At 39.7% G+C, this 21035-nt stretch carries 16 protein-coding genes; 8 read left to right on the top strand and 8 right to left on the bottom strand.

Annotated features, from left to right (window positions below; genetic code table 11):
* Nucleotides 1-125 precede the first annotated feature (125 nt).
* From WFN33_RS14210 to WFN33_RS14180, 7 genes are all read left to right on the top strand, one after another.
* Nucleotides 126-2963: a monovalent cation/H+ antiporter subunit A gene (locus WFN33_RS14210; protein ID WP_336953706.1), complete on the top strand. Its 2838-nt coding sequence runs from the start codon at nucleotides 126-128 to the stop codon at nucleotides 2961-2963.
* A gap of 3 nt (nucleotides 2964-2966) precedes the next feature.
* Nucleotides 2967-3332 (top strand): Na+/H+ antiporter subunit C, encoded by a 366-nt coding sequence (locus tag WFN33_RS14205; RefSeq protein WP_336953705.1) that lies wholly within the window; start codon nucleotides 2967-2969, stop codon nucleotides 3330-3332.
* Nucleotides 3332-5134 (top strand): monovalent cation/H+ antiporter subunit D, encoded by a 1803-nt coding sequence (locus tag WFN33_RS14200; RefSeq protein ID WP_336953704.1) that lies wholly within the window; start codon nucleotides 3332-3334, stop codon nucleotides 5132-5134. Before WFN33_RS14205 ends, WFN33_RS14200 begins: the two co-directional genes overlap by 1 nt.
* Nucleotides 5135-5656, top strand: a complete 522-nt coding sequence (locus tag WFN33_RS14195; protein WP_336953703.1) for a Na+/H+ antiporter subunit E — start codon at nucleotides 5135-5137, stop codon at nucleotides 5654-5656.
* A complete protein-coding gene (locus WFN33_RS14190; protein ID WP_004816687.1) occupies nucleotides 5653-5928 on the top strand; it encodes a monovalent cation/H+ antiporter subunit F in 276 nt (91 codons plus the stop codon). Before WFN33_RS14195 ends, WFN33_RS14190 begins: the two co-directional genes overlap by 4 nt.
* A 23-nt stretch (nucleotides 5929-5951) precedes the next feature.
* Nucleotides 5952-6332 (top strand): Na+/H+ antiporter subunit G, encoded by a 381-nt coding sequence (locus tag WFN33_RS14185; RefSeq protein WP_034615073.1) that lies wholly within the window; start codon nucleotides 5952-5954, stop codon nucleotides 6330-6332.
* Nucleotides 6333-6643: 311 nt separating this feature from the next.
* Nucleotides 6644-7270 (top strand): riboflavin synthase subunit alpha, encoded by a 627-nt coding sequence (locus WFN33_RS14180; protein WP_336953702.1) that lies wholly within the window; start codon nucleotides 6644-6646, stop codon nucleotides 7268-7270.
* Nucleotides 7271-7314: 44 nt separating this feature from the next.
* Here WFN33_RS14180 and WFN33_RS14175 read toward each other — a convergent pair whose 3' ends face one another.
* Both WFN33_RS14175 and WFN33_RS14170 read right to left on the bottom strand, forming a co-directional pair.
* Nucleotides 7315-8205 (bottom strand): metal-dependent hydrolase, encoded by an 891-nt coding sequence (locus WFN33_RS14175; protein ID WP_336953701.1) that lies wholly within the window; start codon nucleotides 8203-8205, stop codon nucleotides 7315-7317.
* A 565-nt stretch (nucleotides 8206-8770) separates the two neighbouring features.
* Nucleotides 8771-9124, bottom strand: a complete 354-nt coding sequence (locus WFN33_RS14170) for a winged helix-turn-helix transcriptional regulator (RefSeq protein ID WP_336953700.1) — start codon at nucleotides 9122-9124, stop codon at nucleotides 8771-8773.
* Between the two features lie 91 nt (nucleotides 9125-9215).
* Between WFN33_RS14170 and WFN33_RS14165 the strand changes: the two genes are divergently transcribed.
* Nucleotides 9216-9764: an NAD(P)H-dependent oxidoreductase gene (locus WFN33_RS14165; protein ID WP_336953699.1), complete on the top strand. Its 549-nt coding sequence runs from the start codon at nucleotides 9216-9218 to the stop codon at nucleotides 9762-9764.
* Nucleotides 9765-9838: 74 nt separating this feature from the next.
* Here WFN33_RS14165 and WFN33_RS14160 read toward each other — a convergent pair whose 3' ends face one another.
* The 6 genes from WFN33_RS14160 to pilQ form a co-directional block, all read right to left on the bottom strand.
* Nucleotides 9839-11260, bottom strand: a complete 1422-nt coding sequence (locus WFN33_RS14160; RefSeq protein WP_004725441.1) for an FAD-dependent oxidoreductase — start codon at nucleotides 11258-11260, stop codon at nucleotides 9839-9841.
* Between the two features lie 90 nt (nucleotides 11261-11350).
* Nucleotides 11351-15826 (bottom strand): glutamate synthase large subunit, encoded by a 4476-nt coding sequence (gltB, locus tag WFN33_RS14155; RefSeq protein ID WP_336953698.1) that lies wholly within the window; start codon nucleotides 15824-15826, stop codon nucleotides 11351-11353.
* A 425-nt stretch (nucleotides 15827-16251) separates the two neighbouring features.
* Nucleotides 16252-17118, bottom strand: a complete 867-nt coding sequence (locus WFN33_RS14150; protein WP_336953697.1) for a hypothetical protein — start codon at nucleotides 17116-17118, stop codon at nucleotides 16252-16254.
* 16 nt (nucleotides 17119-17134) lie between these two features.
* Nucleotides 17135-18214 carry a 3-dehydroquinate synthase gene (gene aroB, locus WFN33_RS14145; RefSeq protein ID WP_336953696.1) on the bottom strand — a complete coding sequence of 360 codons (1080 nt, stop codon included), beginning with the start codon at nucleotides 18212-18214 and terminating at the stop codon, nucleotides 17135-17137.
* A gap of 36 nt (nucleotides 18215-18250) precedes the next feature.
* Nucleotides 18251-18793, bottom strand: a complete 543-nt coding sequence (gene aroK, locus WFN33_RS14140; RefSeq protein WP_004725433.1) for a shikimate kinase AroK — start codon at nucleotides 18791-18793, stop codon at nucleotides 18251-18253.
* 36 nt (nucleotides 18794-18829) lie between these two features.
* Nucleotides 18830-21031, bottom strand: coding sequence for a type IV pilus secretin PilQ family protein (gene pilQ / locus WFN33_RS14135; protein ID WP_336953695.1), 2202 nt, complete (start codon nucleotides 21029-21031; stop codon nucleotides 18830-18832).
* Nucleotides 21032-21035 lie beyond the last annotated feature (4 nt).

Here is a 21035-nt window from a genome sequence, read left to right as displayed (position 1 = left end):
CACAACTCATTTTTTAATTACTAATTTAATTCGGCTTTCAAGATTTAAGTTATTGGACTGTTCCTTGCATTCCTCAAATCCTTGAAAGATAAGATTCACATAGGTTTCACGACCTATTCACGACAATGGATACGCGTGTGCTTCCGATTATTATTCTTTTACCATTAATACTTGGCACTATCGTTGTTCTGTGGCTGAAGCAATTCTCTCGCGGGGTAACAGCTTTAGGGGCAATCGGGGTCAGTTTAAGCAGTTTTATCCTGCTACTGACTCAAGCGAAAACAGTATTAAGTGGACAAGCCGTTTTAGAGCAGTGGCAATGGCTACCTCAAATTGGTATTGATTTTAGTTTCCGATTAGATGCTTTAAGTTTAATTTTTTCATTGCTGATCACGGGGATCGGTACACTGATTTATATCTATGCCTATTATTATCTAAACCCGAAAAATTCTCTGAGTAAGCTCTATGCATTGTTGATGCTGTTTATGGCCGCAATGTTGGGCATTTCTTTGTCGAATAATTTAATTATTTTATTGGTTTTTTGGGAATTGACCAGTATTTCATCGTTCTTGCTGGTGGGCTATTGGAGTAACTACGACGCTGCGCAACGTGGTGCACGGATGGCGCTGACCATCACTGGTATGGGTGGCTTAGCCATGCTGGGTGGCTTTATTCTGATTGGTCAAATCGCAGGAACCTATCAAATTGACCAACTCACCATGATGGCGAGTACAATTCAAAATAGTGGTTTATTTGTTCCCGCTTTATTGTTGATTTTATTGGGTGCGTTTACTAAAAGTGCGCAATTTCCCTTCCATTTCTGGCTCCCCAATGCCATGGCAGCACCAACCCCTGTATCCGCCTATCTGCATTCAGCAACTATGGTAAAAGCAGGGATTTTTCTGGTTGCACGCTTATTGCCAATCTTTGTTGGCTCGGCATTGTTCCATAATCTTGTCACCACAATTGGTCTGCTGACCTTATGTATGGCGGCATTTTTTGCCATCTTTAAAGAAGATTTAAAAGGCTTACTGGCTTATTCAACCATCAGTCATTTAGGCTTGATCATGTGCCTTTTGGGTATAGGTTCACCTTTAGCCGTGGCTGCTGCAGTTTTCCATATCATCAATCATGCAACCTTTAAAGCGGCATTATTTATGCTGGCGGGGATCATTGACCATGAGTCTGGTACACGTGATTTAAGAAAGTTAAGTGGACTATGGCAATTTCTTCCATTTACAGCAACATTAACCATGATTACCGCTGCAAGTATGGCCGGTGTACCTTTGACCAATGGCTTTATCTCGAAAGAAATGTTCTTTACTGAGCTATTGGCAAACTTATCTGGTGGCTATGTTGTGTTGGCAGCGATTATCGCTACATTGGCAGGTTTATTTGCGGTTGCTTATTCAGTTCGTTTGGTACATGGTGTGTTTTTTGATGGTGATGTGGGGCGTGATGTTCCCAATAAAAATGCCCATGAGCCGCCAATCGGTATGCGAATTCCAGCAATCATATTGGCAACTTTATGTATTTTAGTGGGGATCATTCCTGCGCTGTTGGTTGAAAACATTGTCAATGCCGGAACACGCGCATCAACACAAATTGCAAGTTTTGAAGGGGTTCATTTAGCCATCTGGCATGGCTTTAATTTACCGTTACTGATGAGCGCAATTGCCTTAATTGGTGGCGTAATTTTCTATTTCGCCATGGCCAAAGGCGGGCGAATTCGTGAAATTGATCTTGATCCACGCTTAGGTCGTTTCCAAGGCAAATTATTATTTGAAGATTTCCTTAAAAATCTCCTGCTGATTTCACGCAAAATTAAGAAAAAAACTGAAACTGGCTCATTACAGAACTATTTATTGTGGATTTTGGCCTTAAGTATTGCCGTGGTTGCCACACCATTGATCAACCAAAATTTAACGACAGGAACACGTGAACTCACACATGCACCCTTTACTGCAATCGTGCTGTGGTTGTTATTGTTCTCTGCCTGCTGGATGATGCTGTGGTTTCACCATGAACGTATCAAAGCGGTTCTGATTAGTGGTGCAATTGGTTTGGTCGTGACAATGATTTTCATCACTCTCTCTGCGCCAGACTTAGCACTGACACAAATTACCGTGGATGTTGTCACAACAGTTCTGCTATTGATGAGTTTATCACTACTTCCTCAATTAACCCCTTATGAGTCCAGCCAAACACGTCGTTGGCGTGACGCAATCATTGCAATTGGTGGTGGTATTGGTATCGGTTGGATTACATGGTTGATCATGACACGTGATCATAATTCGATTTCATGGTTCTTTGTTCAGCAGTCCATTCCTTTAGGTGGCGGCTCAAACATCGTCAATGTCATTTTGGTTGATTTCCGTGGTTTTGATACATTTGGTGAAATTGCTGTATTGGGCATCGCAGCCATTGGTGCACTATGTATGATGGATGGAATGCGGGCACATGGCACCACCATCACTCAAGGTCTGAGCTATCGCTTCAATCCATCTCCGTTGATGTTCCGTATGACGGCTTCATGGGTACTACCGGTTGCGCTTGTGGTAAGTCTGTATATCTTCCTACGAGGACATAATTATCCTGGTGGTGGTTTCATTGCAGGCTTGATTACCTCTATGGCATTGGTCATTCAATATATTGCGATGGGACAAGATCATGCTGAAAAAATGCTACGTGCTCAATCGGGTCGTTTATATGAAATCTGGATTGGTTTAGGGCTGATCATTGCTGGAATTTCAGGCCTTGCATCTTGGTTCTGGGCACGTCCATTTCTCACCAGTGCACATGTTTATGTGGAATCAGGACTGTTTGGCAAATTCCATTTTGCCTCTGCTGCTGGTTTTGATCTTGGCGTATACGTCACGGTTGTTGGTGCAGCAATGCTTCTCATTTCTGTTTTAGGCGACTCCAGACATTCAAGTATGTCTGGTCCAGTACCCAAGGAGTAATGCATGATCAGTTTAGAATTTTTAATTGCATCTGCGATTGGATTATTGGTTGCCTCAGGAATTTATCTCATTCTTCGTGCCCGTACCTTTCCTGTTGTTCTTGGATTGGCAATGATTGGCTATGCAGTCAATATTTTCCTGTTTGCAATGGGAAGAATACAAATCAGTTCACCTGCAATTTTAACTCAAGCGACCAAAGTCACTGACCCTTTGCCCCAAGCCTTGGTATTAACTGCAATTGTTATTGGCTTTGCGACAACTGCTTTTATTGTTCAGTTAGCATTACGCAGTCGTTATGAGTCAGGAACAGACCATGTCGATACCAAAGAGGAACCGAGTAATTTTGACCCACGTGAGGATGAGCCATAATGACCAGCTTTTTAGATTTTTGGTATGCTCACTCTCCAATCCTGAGTATTTTGATTCCTGCATTTACAGGCTTTTTGCTGATTTTATTAGGCAATCCTGGTTCTGGTGCTTTAAAACATGATTGGCGCCAACCTTGGCGTCGTGGCATTAGCTTAATTTCGGTTATCCTTGGACTTGCCACTGCTATTGCTTATCTTATTCAAGCCAATACAGGGAAAATCTTTGTTTATCAACTCGCTGAGTGGTCGGCACCTTTTGGGATTGTCTTGGTACTGGATCGCTTATCCGCGTTAATGTTGGTGCTCACCTACACTCTTGCAGCGCCTGTATTATGGTTTGCCAGCAAAGAATGGGACGAACGTGGTCGTTATTTTCATGCCATGTTTCATCTTCTGTTAATGGGGTTGAGTGGTGCATTCTTAACAGGTGACTTATTTAACCTCTTTGTATTTTTTGAAATATTACTAATGGCATCTTATGTCTTACTGTTACATGGTCAAGGTAAAGCCCGTTTTCAATTAGGTATTCACTACGTCACCATCAACTTACTGGCTTCTGCCCTATTCCTCATCGGTTTAGGCATGATTTATGGCAGTGTGGGCAGTTTGAATATGGCGGATGTCGGCCGTTTATTACCAACCTTGGAACATGATCAACATCGTCTTGCTATAGCAGGTGGTTTGCTTCTATTTGTTGTATTTGGCATCAAAGCAGCGATGTTACCTGTGGGTTTCTGGTTACCAAAAACCTATGCTGTTGCCGCGACACCCGTTGCTGCTATTTTCACTATTATGACCAAAGTAGGTGTGTATGCAATTTTACGGGTCAATGGCACTGTCTTTAATGATGAACTTGGTCAAACGATCTTTAGCAATTACTTATTACCAATTGGTTTAGTAACTTCATTATATGGTGTGATTGGTGCGCTTGCAGCTGAACGCTTACGCCGCTTTGTTGGCTTTATGGTGTTATCCTCAGTCGGAACTATTTTAGTTGCCATTGCCATGTTTAACATAAAAGCATGGACGGCTGGGTTATATTACCTCGTTCACAGTACCATCATTGCGGCCTCATTCTATTTGCTTTGTGGTTGGATTACCTCACAGCGTGGCGCATTCAAAGATCATCTCAAAGTGGCGCCGAAGATGAAGCAAGATAAAGTCATTGCCATAACGTTCTTCCTCATCGCTTTGATAATGGCAGGTTTACCACCATTTAGCGGTTTTTTAGGTAAAGTCTTAATCTTACAGGCAACTGCAAATTTGGCTGCGCAAGGTTGGATTATTGCAATTATCTTGATTGTGAGTTTTTTAAGTATTGTTGCATTTACACGCGTCGGATTTATCTTATTTTGGCGAGCAACAACACCTGAAGACAATCCGAAAGAAGATGCTTATAAAGCCTATCAAGCTTTACCCGAGCAAGCCCCTGTACGTAACGACAAAAGCGTTTACCTATTACTGGCAGGACTGATTGCCTATGTGGTTTGTGCAGCTCCGATTTTAAATTATATTGAAAAAACAGCGTTGCAAATTTCTGATACATCTATTTATCAACACAGTATTTTAAAAATGGATGGGCATGGGGAAACCATTAGTGTACAGCCCTTCGATCCAAACTATGTCCCTGAAACAAAATACAACGGTGAAATGATTGATCAAAATGCACACTATATTCCGTATATTATTAGCCCTGAAACCTTAAAAGGTGAACATATTTCTGAATTTAAACAACGTCAAATTCAGGGACAAGAACAGCAACAACATGTTGAAAATACTCAACTTAAGCCAATGGAGCAATAAATGCAAAATAAATCATTATTCGCTCGTATTTTGCCCCATCCTTTTGTGTCGGTAATTGTGGCAATGAGTTGGCTCATGTTGAATCATAGCGCTGAAAGTTTTGATATTGTTGTAGCGATTAGCTTGGGATTACTCATCCCTAAACTGATTCAACCTTTTATCATTCATACGCCCAATATTCATTGGAAAAGCGCCATTCAATTATTTTTTGTGGTGCTATGGGACATCGTCATCAGTAATATCAAAGTTGCTAAACAAGTCTTAGGTCCAACCAAAAATCTCACCCCGAAATGGTTTCGAGTTCCTTTGGAAACCGACCATGAACATGTTAATACTTTATTGGCGATGATCATTACCACGACCCCAGGTACAGTCAGTGCTGGGATTGATCAAGAACGTGGTGATATTTTGGTTCATGCACTAAGTTGTGATGATGTAGACGCAGAAATTCAAGCGATTAAAGCCCGCTATGAAGTTCCTTTAATCGAAATCTTTGACCTGCAACGAGGAGCACGTTCATGAGTATTTTACCTTATGCACTTGGTATTTGCCTGCTCGCAGTGACCATCTCCATGTTGTTATGTTTGGTCCGTTTGGTGATGGGCCCTTCTATCGTAGATCGATTACTGGCATTGGATACATTGTTTTTAAATGCAACCTGCTTAGTTGTCATTCTTGGCATTTATTGGGCAAGTACCTCAATGTTTGAAGGCGCATTATTGGTTGCAATGCTGGGCTTTGTTTCAACTGCTGCACTGGCTCGTTATTTTACAACGGGTCATGTGGTTGATTAAGGAGAAAGTACATGGAAAATAATATGCAAATTGTCATGGAAATCATCGTTTCATTCTTCTTGATTGTTGGTGCGTTTTTTACTTTGGTGGGTGGCATAGGTATGGTCAAATTACCAGACTTATTTATGCGTCTACATGCACCGACCAAATCCAGTACCTTGGGTTTAGGCAGTTTTTTAATTGCAGGAATGATTTACGCAGCATTTAACAGTCGTTTAGGTTTTGCAGAGTTATTGATCACACTGCTTGCCTTTATTACAGCTCCCGTATCGGCAAATTTGATTGCGCAGGCGGCAATTCATTTACGTCTACGTTCAACCTCTGGTGATGTACCTGAAGCGATTAATCGTCCTTTACCATGGCAACGTCAAAAAATCATAAAACAGTTTAAAGATAAGATTTAATTCATTTTCTGACTGATTGTTGATTGGTTGGTTGGCTAAATTAAATTGGACTGAGTCTAGGTACATACTGACTTAGTCCAATTTAAGCCACAATCAAGCTTAGATCGTCTGAAATACATTATCATCAAACTATATAAACTTTTCACTATAAAATAAGTCTTTGCAATCCTTACTGCTATATTCATTCTCTTTTAAAAAGTCATCTAAGTATGATGTTAGACTCTTCTATACAACATAAATCTAAAATTCAGCCCTAGTCCTCTTCAATGAAATCTGTACAATAAAAATCAGCTAAATAAAAGAGATCAGCGATGTATACAGGTATCGTTCAAGGCTTAGAAAAAGTTGTAAACATCCAACAAGGTGATAATTTTACAACCCTTTATATTTCCAATGAAAATGGCTTTTTAAATGATGTTTTTATTGGCGCCAGTGTCGCAATCGATGGTACATGCCTAACCGCAACAAGTTTTGATGCTGTTGCAAATATAGCCTCATTCGATGTTTCAGCATTGACCACGTCTCTCACCACATTACAATTTTTAAAAATTGGTGATGAAGTCAATATCGAAAGATCTATCAAAGCTGGCATGGAAAACGGTGGGCACAATATTTTTGGGCATATCGAAGGTATGGCAACCATTAAAGATGTGGTTCATACCGGTGAAACACTACACATTGATATCGTTATTCCAGATGACAATATCAAATACTTCTTTAAAAAAGGCTTTATTGGACTGCAAGGTTGTAGTTTAACAGTCAATCGTGTGGATCGGAAAACCAATGAAATTTCAGTGGATTTAATCCCAGAAACCTTACGTTTGACGACATTTAAACATGTCCAAATTGGTGGCAAACTCAATTATGAAATTGACCAAATGACCCGCACTATGGTCGATACTTTAGAAAGTATCCATCAACGTCAGCAAGAAAACTAAAAGAGCCAATCATATAAATTAGCCCTTTGATCTAAAGCATTGTCTTAACTATATAACGGCAGATGAACTTCTTCTTGGAAACTTTCCATTCCATAATCATCTGCCAGCTTTTCTTTCCAGTACGCCACAATCTTCGAATAATCAATTTCATCAGGATGAAAGTCAGATTTGTAATAAGATAAATATTCAGGAATCAGTGAAATCAACATTTTAGAAATCATATATACTCCAAAGATATTTTGCGGCACTTTTGGTAGACTTTTTCTCCAGTCTTGCATAAACAAACGGGTAGCCGAATAAAACGTTAAACTTGCAAAACCCGTAGTCACATTACGCATTACTGTACGACGAGTACGATCATCTTTATAAATCGCCTGATATACATCAAATGCCACTGCACGATGCTCAATTTCTTCGATTGCATGCCATACCCAAAGCTTAACGGCATCATCATCTAGAGTGCTTAAAACTTCAGGGTGACGAAGAATATAGCCGCCCAATAATGCAGTAAAATGTTCAAAAGCTGCGGTAACAGCAAGTTGTAATTTCGGATGTACACTTTTAATCAGTGTATCTCGACGCGCCAACCATGCTTGGAAACTGTCTAAGTTATAATCATCACGGCGCCATGCATCATTGAATTCCGTATGGGCTTTGGAGTGCATGGCCTCTTGACCAATAAATGCTGCAATTTGCGCTTGCAATTTTTCATCCGTGATTTTGTCACGTACATTACGCACACTATGTACAAAGAACTGCTCACCAATCGGAAATGTTGAAGAAAGCGCAGTCAATAAATGTGACATCACAGGAGAATTGGCAAAAAAATGTCTGCGAATTGCTTTTGGGTTAAAGCTTGGTTTACGGACTTTGATACCAATAGCTTTAGGACGATTTAAATATGATTTTTCTGCCGTCGCTTGAACTGTTGACATAAGGATAATCCTACATTTGTCTGAATTTAAGCTATATTGGCACAATCTCAATATTTGTATATTGCAGAATCATCCACACAGTTGACCTAAAATATCATTTTCAAGAAAACACATGGCTCAATTAAAAATCCAAAAAAATTAAAAATATAAGATATTGATAAAATTAAATTTATTAAAAATAAATATATTTATTATCTTCACAAAAAGTGCTTTATCGTTTACACAAAGCCTAAAATCGAGATTTATAAGCATGCTTTTATTGACTTAAATGACATTTTTCAATCAGATTGAATTATGTTTTAATTTTTAAAACAATCACATAGGATCCATTCAAAATTAGAACTCAATTTATAAATATTTATGCTTGCAACGTCATATAAACATTCAAAAAAGCATGTGTTTTATAGAACTCAAACAAACAGGATTCGTCTAGGAATTTTTTGTATAAAAAACAAATTGTTGCTTTAGTGTGATTGGCAAATTTTATGACCAAACCACTCTACTCATCGCCTTTTATAGCTGATTTAATCTTTAAAACTGCTTCTTTTAACGCCATCACTTTGAATTAGCTTTGCGCTGAAAAACCATGTGCCCAAGCAGATAAAGCATCCAGTACAGGAATAAATGTTTGACCAAATGCAGTTAATTCATACACCACTTTGACTGGAGGCTTGTCACCAAATACGGTTCTGGAAATAAAACCATTCTTTTCCAGTTGCTTAAGTTGCAAACTTAAGGTCATTTCTGTGATATCTGGCATATCACGCTTAAGTTGATTAAAGCGTTTTGATTGCTCTTTTAAGTAATAGAGAATCACGGTTTTCCATTTCCCACCGATTAAATCCATCACCATGCTAATCGGACAGTGATAAGTCTTATCGTGAAAGGTCACTTCACATGTATTTTGCTCAGTATTCATTTTTTCATCCAGCTATCAAAATGGATAGTTATTGTACATAAAAACTATAATATTTATATTCACTATAATTTTTATAGTTGGAAAAACCAAGATGGCATTACTGATTTTAGCGCATCCCAGTTTTACTGAATCTGTCGCAAATAAAACCATTGTCGATGAATTATCAAGAACTCAAACTGATTTAGAAATTCGTCATATTCATGATTTATATCCAGATTATCAAATTGATATTGCTGCTGAACAAAGCGCGCTATTAAGACATGAGCTGATTATTTTACAATGTCCTATGTACTGGTTCAGTATACCTGCCATTTTAAAAATTTGGTTTGATCAGGTATTTACACATCAATTTGCCTATGGTTCTAAAGGAGACAAGCTTAAACATAAAAAGCTTTTGCTGAGTATGACCATTGGTCAACCTGAGCAGAATTTTAATACGGAACAACAGCATTCATTATTGGAGGACTTTTTATCTCCAATTCAAAAATCAGCGCTTTATACCGGAATGGAATATTTAAAACCCGTGTTCTTATATAATATTTCAACTGTTTTAGGGCATACACATGCTGAAATAAGAACTCGAGCAAAACAACATAGCTTAAAGTTAAATCATTATCTGCAAATGATTGACTCAAATTAATTTTTTGAGTTTGCTGCATTAAAAAGCCCGCATGACTGCGGGCTCTTAAATAGCTGTTATTTAGTATCTAAAAATTAAACATCAAGATAATCCAAAATCCCTTCAGCAGCTTCACGACCTTCCCAGATTGCAGTCACCACCAAATCAGAACCACGTACCATATCTCCACCCGCAAAGATTTTTGGATTAGAGGTTTGGAATTTGAATTGTTGTTTTTCAGCAGCAATGACTCGGCCAGAACCATCTAGCCCAATATTTGCACCAGCAAACCATTCTGCTGGGCTAGTACGGAAACCAAAAGCCAGTAATACCGCATCTGCGGGTAAAACTTCTTCAGATCCTGGAATCGGCTCAGGACTACGACGACCACGGCTATCTGGGTCACCCAACTGGGTAGTCACAACTTTTACACCCGTCACTTTACCATTTTCACCGACGATTTCGATCGGCTGACGGTTGAACTGGAAGTCCACCCCTTCTTCACGCGCATTCTTCACTTCTCGACGTGAGCCTGGCATATTTTCTTCATCACGACGGTAAGCACAGGTTACTGATTCTGCGCCCTGACGGATTGAAGTACGGTTACAGTCCATTGCCGTATCACCACCGCCTAGAACGATGACTTTTTTGCCCTGAACACTGATGTATTCAGACGGGTCTTTTTCCCATCCTTGTGTGCGGTTAACATTTGCAATTAAGAAATCAAGTGCATCATAAACACCATCAAAATCTTCACCTGCAAAACCACCTTTCATATAGGTATAAGTTCCCATACCCATGAATACAGCATCATAGTCTGCAAGCAGTTGGTCAATCGTAATATCTGTACCAATTTCAGTATTTAAGCGGAATTCAACCCCCATACCTGTGAAAATTTCACGGCGGCGTTTCATCACGTCTTTTTCCATTTTAAATTCTGGAATACCAAAAGTAAGCAATCCACCAATTTCAGGACGCTTGTCAAATACAACAGGTTTTACCCCATTACGCACTAAAATATCTGCACACCCTAAGCCTGCTGGACCTGCACCGATAATGGCAACTTTTTTGTTGGTCCATTTTACCGATGACATATCTGGACGCCAGCCCAAAGCAAAGGCGGTATCATTGATATATTTTTCTGCATTACCAATGGTCACAGCACCAAAACCATCATTCAGGGTACAAGCACCCTCACATAAACGGTCTTGTGGACATACCCGACCACATACTTCTGGCAAGGTATTGGTTTGATGGCAAAGCTCAGCCGCTTGGAAAATACGTCCTTCTGCAATCAGTTTTAACCAGTTTGGAATATAATTATGTACAGGACATTTCCATTCACAATATGGGTTACCACAGCCTAAACAACGGTGGGTCTGGTTTGCTGCAACTTCCGCTGTAAAAGGTTTATAAATTTCCACAAACTCTGCTTTGCGGACATTAATATCTTTTTTCTCTGGATCTTGGCGTGCTACATCCAGAAATTGAAAGTCATTATTCAGGCGTTCAGCCATGTCTCTCTCCGTGGGTGAGCGTGGATAACTTCATTCGCTTGTGTATATCTGCGAAGTTATCCACACCTACCTAAAATTTGAGTAGTGGAATTATTGTGGATCTGCTTGAGTTGTTTTCAAAAGCGTTTGTAAATTAGCCGCTTTTGGTTTCACAAGCCAGAATTTACGGCTATAGAAATCAAACTCGTTGCGAATCTTGTACGCCCAAGCACTACCTGTTTCAGCAATGTGTTCATCTAAGATACGAAGTAAGAATTCTTGATGTTCTTCCATCGCTTCTGTAGAAATACGGTTTAATTCAATCAATTCGTGGTTGTAGTAATCAACAAAGTCGTTATCCAAGTCAAGTACATAAGCAAAACCACCGGTCATACCTGCACCAAAATTGTGTCCAACTTTACCCAGTACAGTCACGATACCGCCTGTCATATATTCACAGCAATGGTCGCCTGCACCTTCAATGACGGCAAACGCGCCAGAGTTACGTACAGCAAAACGCTCGCCCGCTGTACCCGCAGCAAATAATTTACCGCCTGTTGCACCATACAAACAGGTATTGCCGATAATTGCCGTTTCTTGAGTTTGGAATGGTGAACCTTTTGGTGGGAAGATCGATACTCGACCACCTGCCATACCTTTGCCCACATAGTCGTTTGCATCACCTTCAAGGCTGATATGCAAACCACCAGCATTCCATACACCCAATGACTGACCCGCAGTTCCTTTTAAATTCACTTTAACAGGATGTGCTTCCATACTGAGGTTGCCATAACGTTTGGCAATTTCACCTGAGAGACGCGCACCAATTGAACGGTCACAGTTACCCACGGTAAAATGGAACTCACCACCAGTACTTGCTTCAATCGCTGGTAGCATTTCTGCCACCATTTTTTCGGCAAGAATACCCTTATCAAATGGTTCATTGCCTTGTACTTGGCAATATTGCGCTTTGCCTTCCGCAGATGGGTGTGATTCTAACAATGCACTTAAATCTAAATGCGCATGTTTATCCGTTTCACCCGGCAACATCTCAAGTAGATCAGTACGACCGATCAAATCTTTCAATGATGCAACACCTAAAGCCGCCAACCATTCACGTGTTTCTTCCGCAATAAAGTGGAAGAAATTAATCAGCATTTCTGGCTCGCCAATATAATGTTCTTGACGTAAATGATCTTGCTGAGTTGCCACACCTGTTGCACAGTTATTTAAGTGACAAATACGCAGATATTTACATCCAAGCGCGATCATTGGGGTAGAACCAAAACCAAAGCTCTCCGCACCCAGAATCGCAGCTTTTACTACATCTAAACCGGTTTTCAAGCCACCATCGGTTTGTACACGTACTTTACCGCGCAGGTCATTAACACGAAGTGCTTGATGCGCTTCTGAAAGACCCAATTCCCATGGCGAACCAGCATGGTGAATAGACGATAAAGGTGAAGCAGCTGTACCACCGTCATATCCAGAAATGGTAATGAAGTCTGCATAGGCTTTTGCAACACCTGCTGCAATTGTCCCCACTCCTGGCTCCGATACTAGTTTTACAGATACCATGGCTTGTGGATTGACTTGCTTTAAGTCAAAGATCAGCTGCGATAAATCTTCAATAGAATAAATATCATGGTGCGGTGGTGGTGAAATCAAAGTCACCCCTGGAACCGAGTAGCGTAAACGTGCAATTAATCCATTCACTTTACCGCCAGGTAACTGACCGCCTTCACCAGGTTTTGCACCTTGCGCTACTTTGATCTGTAACACTTCAGCAGAGGTTAAATATGCTGGTGTTACACCAAAACGACCTGAAGCAATTTGCTTAATTTTAGAGTTACGGATGGTACCATAACGTGCAGGATCTTCACCGCCCTCACCTGAGTTCGAACGACCACCGATCGTATTCATTGCGATCGCAATGGCTTCATGTGCCTCTGGTGACAATGCACCTAAAGACATACCAGCAGAGTCAAAACGTGGCAGGATTTCTTCAACTGATTCAACTGCTTCTAAAGGAATAGAATGATCAGTTTTTAGTTTCAATAAGTCACGAATCGTCGCAATTGGACGTGTATTCACCAATTCTGCGTATTCTTTAAAGTCAGCATAATTACCTGAACGTACAGATTTATGCAACGCATTGATCACATCAGGATTAAATGCATGGTATTCCTTATCAAACACAAACTTGAGCAAACCACCTTGTTCAATTGGCTTACGTGCTTTCCAAGCAATGTCTGCTAGTTTTTTCAAGTCATTTTCAAGGTCAATAAATGTTGCACCTTTAATACGGCTTGGCACCCCTGTAAAGCACTTACTAACAACTTCTTCAGATAAACCTACTGCTTCAAATAACTGCCCACCACGATAAGATGCGACTGTTGAAATCCCCATTTTTGAAAGGACTTTAAGTAAACCTTTATCAATACCTTTACGGAAGTTCGCTTGGGCATGAATTGGATCACCTAATAATTCACCTTTAGCAATCAAATCATTGATCACATCGTAAGCCAAATATGGATAAATCGCAGTTGCACCAAAACCTAAGATTACGGCAAACTGATGCGCATCACGGGCAAGTGCTGTTTCAACAATGATGTTTGCATCGGTACGTAAACCAGCATTAATCAAGAAGTGATGAATTGCACCAGTCACCATTGCAGCATTTGCGGGTAAAAAGCCTTCACGGATTTTACGATCTGAAATGACCAATAAGGTTTTGCCATCGCGAATCGCCTGTGCTGCTTCTTCACAAATACGTGAGATTGCGGCTTCAAGACCTTCAGCCACAGGGTAATTCAAATCGATATCTGCAATTTCGTAACCTTTACGGCCAAGGGTACGAATCTGATGCATTTTAGAATTTGAAAGGACTGGGCTCGATACAATTAAACGATCTGCGTGCTCTGGGCCTTGTTCAAATACATTTTGCTCACGCCCAAAACATGTTTCCAATGACATGACTATTGATTCACGTAATGGGTCAATCGGTGGATTAGTCACTTGCGCAAATTGCTGACGGAAATAATCTGTCACATGACGTACTTGACGAGACAATACCGCCATTGGTGTATCATCACCCATTGAACCTACCGCTTCCTGTCCACTTTCAGCGATTGGACGAAGCAGTTGATCACGCTCTTCAAATGTGACCATGAACATTTTTTGAGCTGCTTTTAGGTCATCGCCTTTTAAGCCTTGATCACATAAATATTCTTCAAGCTCTGGACTACCTTGCAAGCGAACTGAGTTTTCACGTAACCATTCACGGTAAGGACGCATTTTTTTCAGATGATTACTCACATCTTTGGTATCCAGCAATTTTCCAGTCAACGTATCAATTACAAGAATTTGACCAGGGCCCACACGGCCTTTAGAGATCACATCTTCAGGTTCATAACCCCACACACCAATTTCTGATGCCAAAGTGATATAACCATTTTTAGTAATCACCCAACGTGCAGGGCGTAAGCCATTACGGTCTAGCATACAAATTGCATGACGACCATCTTGGATCACCAGACCTGCTGGACCATCCCAAGCTTCCATATGCTTAGAGTTAAATTCATAAAATGCACGTAAATCCGCATCTAATGTTTCAACGTTTTGCCACGCTGGTGGAACAAGCATACGTAATGCACGGAATAGATCCATGCCACCACCCACAAGTAGCTCAAGCATATTGTCCATACTTGATGAATCTGAACCAGTACGATTTACAATCGGATTCAACTCAGTAATGCCTGGTAATAATGGGTTTTCAAATTTTGGTGTACGTGCTACTGCCCAGTTACGGTTTGCAGTAATGGTATTAATTTCACCATTATGTGCCAAATAACGGAAAGGCTGTGCCAATGGCCAACGTGGTAAAGTATTGGTCGAGAAACGCTGATGGAATACCACAATGTGTGAATCTAAACGTTCATCGGCAAGATCTGTATAGAATTCTGCAATATATGCAGGCATCATTAAGCCTTTATATGTAATCACTGTAGAGCACAGTGTTGTCACATAAAAATATGGATCTGTTGTTAATTGTTGTTCTGCACGACGACGTGCCATAAGTAACTTACGGTTAAATTCAACCTCAGTCACACCCATTGGGCAATTTACAAAAATTTGTTCAAATGCAGGTAAAGACTGCATTGCGATTGAACCCAATGCATCATTATTGGTAGGAACTACACGCCAACCAATGACTCGACAACCTTCTTCTTCAATTTCATGGGTTAGAATTTGCTTTGCATGGGCCGCAAGTGCTGGATCTAAATTTAAAAATATAGTCCCTACTGCAAAAATTTCACTCAGTGTAATGTCACTGATTTTTTTTGCTTCTTCACGGAAAAATGCTTTAGGCATAGCCAAGAGCAAACCACAACCATCACCGGTCTTACCATCTGCGGCAATACCACCACGGTGCGTCATACAGCTTAGACTATGAATTGCGGTCTTGACTAAGTCATGACTCGCATCACCCTGCATATGGGCAATCAAGCCGAAACCACAGTTATCTTTAAACTCATCCGGTTGGTATAAACCTTGAGCGGGAGCTACAGTGTTAGGCGATGGCATGTGCATAGCGTACCCTTCTTTCTACATAGGCCCATGGGAGGGCGAAAAACATTCGAACACTAAATTACGATTTTTAAGTATTTTCTTATCCCAAGTAAACCACTTAGACAGAATCGAATACCAGTCTGTTTTTACTTTAATTGCAAGATTGTTTTACAACTTCCGCACTGAAATAAAGCACTCAACCAGACTTAAATCGCACACCAACTGAATCATTTCGCTCCAAAACAGGGACAATCAACTCAATTAGCGCAACAATAAAGCAAAAAATATGCCAAATTTTATTTTTGTTCACCAAATCACTAAAAGATAGTGAAATAAAGATATTCTTTAAAATTCTAAGCTTCTTATAAAGGCATATATAGCACCATTTTTGTGCAAATATAAAATTAAATAATTAATTTCGCTTCATTTTAGAGCTTATTTTAATTAAAAGGGTCACTTACCTCATGCTCAGTTGGCTTTTTATCAGAAGAATTGCCTGCTGGCTCTTTTGTATTGCCTGAAGTCTGTGCATGAGATTGCGACTTTTGTACATCCACTACATTGCCAGATGCATCACGACGAGTGATTGTAGTTTTGGTGGTCTGGTTCGTAGGAGTTGAACCTGTTAAAGATGACAATGCCGATTTTGCTTGCGCCAGTAGTGTTTCATCAACAACAGGCAAAGGTGCAGACTTTAACTTCACTTGATAGAGTTTATTTGTACCTGCCATTTCATCTGAGCCTAGATCATTGACTAAAGGAATGTATTTTTCAAACTGAATGGCCTGCGGATGTATAGATGCTGGTAATTTTAAATTTAACTGTCGTAACTGATTTTTCGCCTGCTCATCACTTTTAAATACGCCATAGGCTAAAACATATTGCTCTGTTTGATCTTCACCACTTAAACGAAAATAAATAAAATTTTTACGATCCGCTTGTTTTTGTAAAAACCCAAGAATGACATCTTCATCTGAGGTTTTAAATAGTTCTATCATCCAAGCTTTCTTATTTTCTTGAAAAAATTTTGTACCACGAAACTCTACATCATGGTTACCTGCAGTCACGATACGTGTGGTCATTTCAAGTGGGCGCACCTCATCCATCAAAGCACCTAAGTGCGATGTCGCAGCAACTTTTTCAGGCTGAATTTGAACTTGTGCCTCTTCGATAGGATTGACGACAGTGACTAGATCTTTCGTGTCAGTCACTACCCAAAAAATCAGTGCTACCAAAAGACAGATTAATCCACCAACCAACCAAATATATTGTCGAATATTTTGCCAATTTGTACGAATTGCTGCCATTTGGAACTAACCTTTTCTATATCTGATTCGCGAGAATCGCTTGTTTCATCAACTCGACATCAAAATCTTTGGTTATGATGGCTTGTCCGAGTTGTTTTATCAATATTAAACGAAGTTGACCATTTAATACTTTTTTATCATGTGACATATATGCCAAAAATTCATCAAGCGGAATTTTAGGACATGCTACAGGTAATTGGGCACGTTGTATGATTTTTTTTGTACGTTCCAGATCATCGTGTGAAATCCACCCCATACGATAAGATAAATCAGCAGCCATCACCATACCCGTTGCAATCGCTTCTCCATGCAACCAAACTCCATAGCCTAGATACGATTCAATAGCATGCCCAAAAGTATGACCTAAATTCAATAAAGCGCGTTCGCCTTGTTCTTTCTCATCATTAGCCACAATTCTTGCTTTATGTGCACAAGAACGATAAACCGCTTCAGCCAAGAATTCTGGATCTTGGGCAATCAGCCCATCCATATGATCTTCTAACCATGTTAAAAATTCTAAATCACCCAATAGCGCATATTTAATCACCTCTGCCAAACCAGCTGAAAGCTCACGTTCAGGCAGTGTTCTGAGTTGTGCCATATCAGCCAAAACCACTTGAGGTTGCTGAAATGCACCAATCATATTCTTACCTAATGGGTGATTAATTCCTGTTTTTCCACCAACACTCGAATCAACTTGAGATAATAATGTGGTCGGAACTTGAATAAAATATACGCCTCGCTGGAAACAAGCTGATGCAAAACCTGCCATGTCACCAATCACTCCACCACCTAGAGCTAAAACCGTACAATCACGATTAAAACCAGCTTGAAGCAAAGCATCAAAAATCAAATTGAGGTGCTGAATATCTTTATATTTTTCACCATCAGGCAAAACACATGTTGTAACCTGCTTACCCAGTTGTTGAATTGCATCAACATAGTGCGATAAATATAAGGGCTGAACTGTGGTATTTGTAACAATCATAACTTGATGTCCCTTAATATAAGGTTCAAGCAATTCTTGCGGATTCAAATGACTACCAATAAAAATTGGATAACGACGTTCACCCAGTTCAACATGTAAAGTTTGCATGATTCTGCCAAATAACAATGAATGATAATTTACTGACTAAATAATTTCTTTTGAAACGATTAACTGCAATATTCTCAGCGCTAAATCTCGCGCAGCTCCCTGATTCGTTTCAATAATATAATGCGCGACATCTCTATACAGTGGATCTCGTGCTTTAAGTAGATCCTTTAACTTTTGCTCAGGATTCTCAACTTGTAATAAGGGGCGATTTTTATCTCGATGCGTACGTAATAATTGGATTTCTACAGGCGTATATAAATAAATCACAATACCTCTATGTTTGAGATATTCCCGATTCATGGCTTGAGTCACTGCACCGCCACCTGTTGCAACCACTAAGTTTTTTTTTGATGTGAGTTCATCAATCACGATAGTTTCTCTTGTACGGAAACCTTGTTCGCCTTCTTTTTCAAAAATCCAAGGAATAGATGCCCCAGTTTTTCTTTCTATTTCATGATCGCTGTCTAAAAACTCACGACTTAACAGTTCCGCTAGATGCCGACCAACTGTTGTTTTTCCTGCTCCCATGGGCCCTACCAAATAAATATTCGGTAGGGTTTCCAACTCTTTGCTTGGCAAGGAGTCACCTATTGAATTGCTTTCATTGAAAGTATATTAATGATTTCTCGTACGACTGTCATTAACAATTCTTGGTGTCACAAAGATTAGTAATTCTCGTTTATTATCAGACTTAACATCTTTTCTAAATAATCGACCAAGATATGGAATATCTCCTAAAAATGGAACTTTGGTTTGGCTATTTTTAGTTTCTTGTTCAAAAATCCCCCCTAGCACCACTGTTTCGCCATTATCAACCAATACATTGGTATTAATTTCATTTTTATTAATTGCAACATTTCCATTTACTACTTGACCTGCTGAATCGCTTGTGACGTTGAGCTGCATTTGGATTTTTCCATCCGGGGTAATACTCGGTGTCACATCTAGACTTAACAAAGCATCTTTAAATTCAGTCGTTGCAACTGCACTCCCCCCTGCTGTTTGAGTTGATTGATACGGAATTTGTTGACCAGATGCCACTTTGGCCTTTTGTTTATCCGCAGTCATTACTTTTGGCGTTGAAATCACTTCACCATAACCATCAGCCTGTAATGCTGATAACTCTAGATCCAACATAAAATCAGAAAGACTAATTAGACCAAATGCAATTTTACTTGCACCGGGAGTCGTCACGCCAAGATCTACATTTAAATTATCAGGGCGTGTAATAGTATATTTGCCATTACTATCTGGGGTTTTTAAATCCCAAAGTGTTTGATCACTTCCCCCAACAAGTAAGTCATTATTCTTGGTAACCCCTTGAGATAAAATCCCCCACTTTACCCCCATTTCTTTAGTAAAATCTGTTGTTGCCCGAACAATTCGCGCTTCAACCATGACTTGTTTTACGGAAATATCTAGTAAATCAACCATTTTACGGATTTGGTCAATTTTTACGGCTGTATCTGTAATAATCAGTGTATTTGTCCTAGCATCTACAGTAACCGTACCTCGAGGACTTAATAAACTTCCTACATTATTTCCATATGGATCTAAATTATTTAAATCCAAACTATTAGAACTATTTGTATTTGAATTATTTGTATTTTTAGAATTTTTACCTTCTGTGATTAATTTCTCGATATCCGTAGCTTTAGCATAATTCAACTGAATATATTCAGTTTGGATTGGTGCTAATTTAACACTTTGAGCTAAAGCCTTTGCTTCATCTTCTTCTGCCTTAATTAGCTCAGTTACAGGTGCAATCCAAATTACGCTGCCATTGCGACGCTTATCCAAGTTTTTTGTTTTCAAAATGATATCTAAGGCCTGATCCCAAGGTACGTCTTTTAGACGCAAAGTAATATTACCTTGAACTGAATCTGCTGCCACCATATTGATACTAGTAAAATCAGCAAGTAGCTGTAGAACACGTCGTACTTCTATATCTTGAAAATCAAGCGAGATTTTCTTACCCGTATAAGACTGACTTGAATTTGGACGATTTGTTTTGCTTTCTGCGGGACGCTTTAAACTCACTGTCAATTTGTTTTCAGCTTGGAAAGCCATATATTCATAGCTACCACTTGATTGAATGGTAATGACGCCATTTGAACCGTCATTATAAGCATCTACAGAAGAAACTGGCGTTGCAAAATCATTCACATTTAAACGACGGATTAAATGCGCTGGGATTTTATTTCCCAAAGTTCGAATAACAACTTTACTGCCTTGTTGTTGTACATCTACAGGCGTATTTGCACCTGAGAGATTCACAATAACCTGTCCTTCTCCAGAAGCCCCACGCTGAAAACCGATATCTGCAATGCCTTGATTTTGCTTATTCAGCGAAGATGCAGCATAAGTGGGTAATGCAGTCGCTTGATTAGCATTATTATTAATTTTTAAAATAAAAGTATTCCCTTCAACACGCGTTGTAAAAGAACCACTATTTTTTAAATTTACGGTTAAGCGTGAACGTTGATCATCGGCCGCAACATCCACCGTAGACGCTTCTTCACTTGCCACAGCAATGGATGATTGATTGATCGTTTGCTTCGCCTGATCAAAGTCCAAAATCAGTCGAGATGGATTGTCCAATTGATAGGCTTGAGGCTGTGGAGGTAAACCATTAAACATGACACGAATTTCTGTACCTTGCCCTGGTATTTTCATTGGTACAATATTGGTCATAGTTGTTTGCGCTATTGCAACCTGCATAATCGCAATTGACACTGCCGCCATAGTAAATTGACGAAGTTGACTATTCATAAACTTACCATCCCCGTTAAAGATATTTTTCAAACTCTTTTTCATTTTT

Origin of the sequence: Acinetobacter sp. AS167 (assembly GCF_037152175.1) — a bacterium.
Lineage (GTDB): Bacteria > Pseudomonadota > Gammaproteobacteria > Pseudomonadales > Moraxellaceae > Acinetobacter.
The sequence above is the reverse complement of the archived record's forward strand: the minus strand, read 5'-3'. Positions and strand labels throughout refer to the sequence as shown.

Coding starts and splice junctions, on each gene's coding strand:
- WFN33_RS14210 (WP_336953706.1), top strand. CDS start 126: ATGGATACGCGTGTGCTTCCGATTATTATTCTTTTACCATTAATACTT.
- WFN33_RS14205 (WP_336953705.1), top strand. CDS start 2,967: ATGATCAGTTTAGAATTTTTAATTGCATCTGCGATTGGATTATTGGTT.
- WFN33_RS14200 (WP_336953704.1), top strand. CDS start 3,332: ATGACCAGCTTTTTAGATTTTTGGTATGCTCACTCTCCAATCCTGAGT.
- WFN33_RS14195 (WP_336953703.1), top strand. CDS start 5,135: ATGCAAAATAAATCATTATTCGCTCGTATTTTGCCCCATCCTTTTGTG.
- WFN33_RS14190 (WP_004816687.1), top strand. CDS start 5,653: ATGAGTATTTTACCTTATGCACTTGGTATTTGCCTGCTCGCAGTGACC.
- WFN33_RS14185 (WP_034615073.1), top strand. CDS start 5,952: ATGCAAATTGTCATGGAAATCATCGTTTCATTCTTCTTGATTGTTGGT.
- WFN33_RS14180 (WP_336953702.1), top strand. CDS start 6,644: ATGTATACAGGTATCGTTCAAGGCTTAGAAAAAGTTGTAAACATCCAA.
- WFN33_RS14175 (WP_336953701.1), bottom strand. CDS start 8,205: ATGTCAACAGTTCAAGCGACGGCAGAAAAATCATATTTAAATCGTCCT.
- WFN33_RS14170 (WP_336953700.1), bottom strand. CDS start 9,124: ATGAATACTGAGCAAAATACATGTGAAGTGACCTTTCACGATAAGACT.
- WFN33_RS14165 (WP_336953699.1), top strand. CDS start 9,216: ATGGCATTACTGATTTTAGCGCATCCCAGTTTTACTGAATCTGTCGCA.
- WFN33_RS14160 (WP_004725441.1), bottom strand. CDS start 11,260: ATGGCTGAACGCCTGAATAATGACTTTCAATTTCTGGATGTAGCACGC.
- gltB (WP_336953698.1), bottom strand. CDS start 15,826: ATGCCATCGCCTAACACTGTAGCTCCCGCTCAAGGTTTATACCAACCG.
- WFN33_RS14150 (WP_336953697.1), bottom strand. CDS start 17,118: ATGGCAGCAATTCGTACAAATTGGCAAAATATTCGACAATATATTTGG.
- aroB (WP_336953696.1), bottom strand. CDS start 18,214: ATGCAAACTTTACATGTTGAACTGGGTGAACGTCGTTATCCAATTTTT.
- pilQ (WP_336953695.1), bottom strand. CDS start 21,031: ATGAAAAAGAGTTTGAAAAATATCTTTAACGGGGATGGTAAGTTTATG.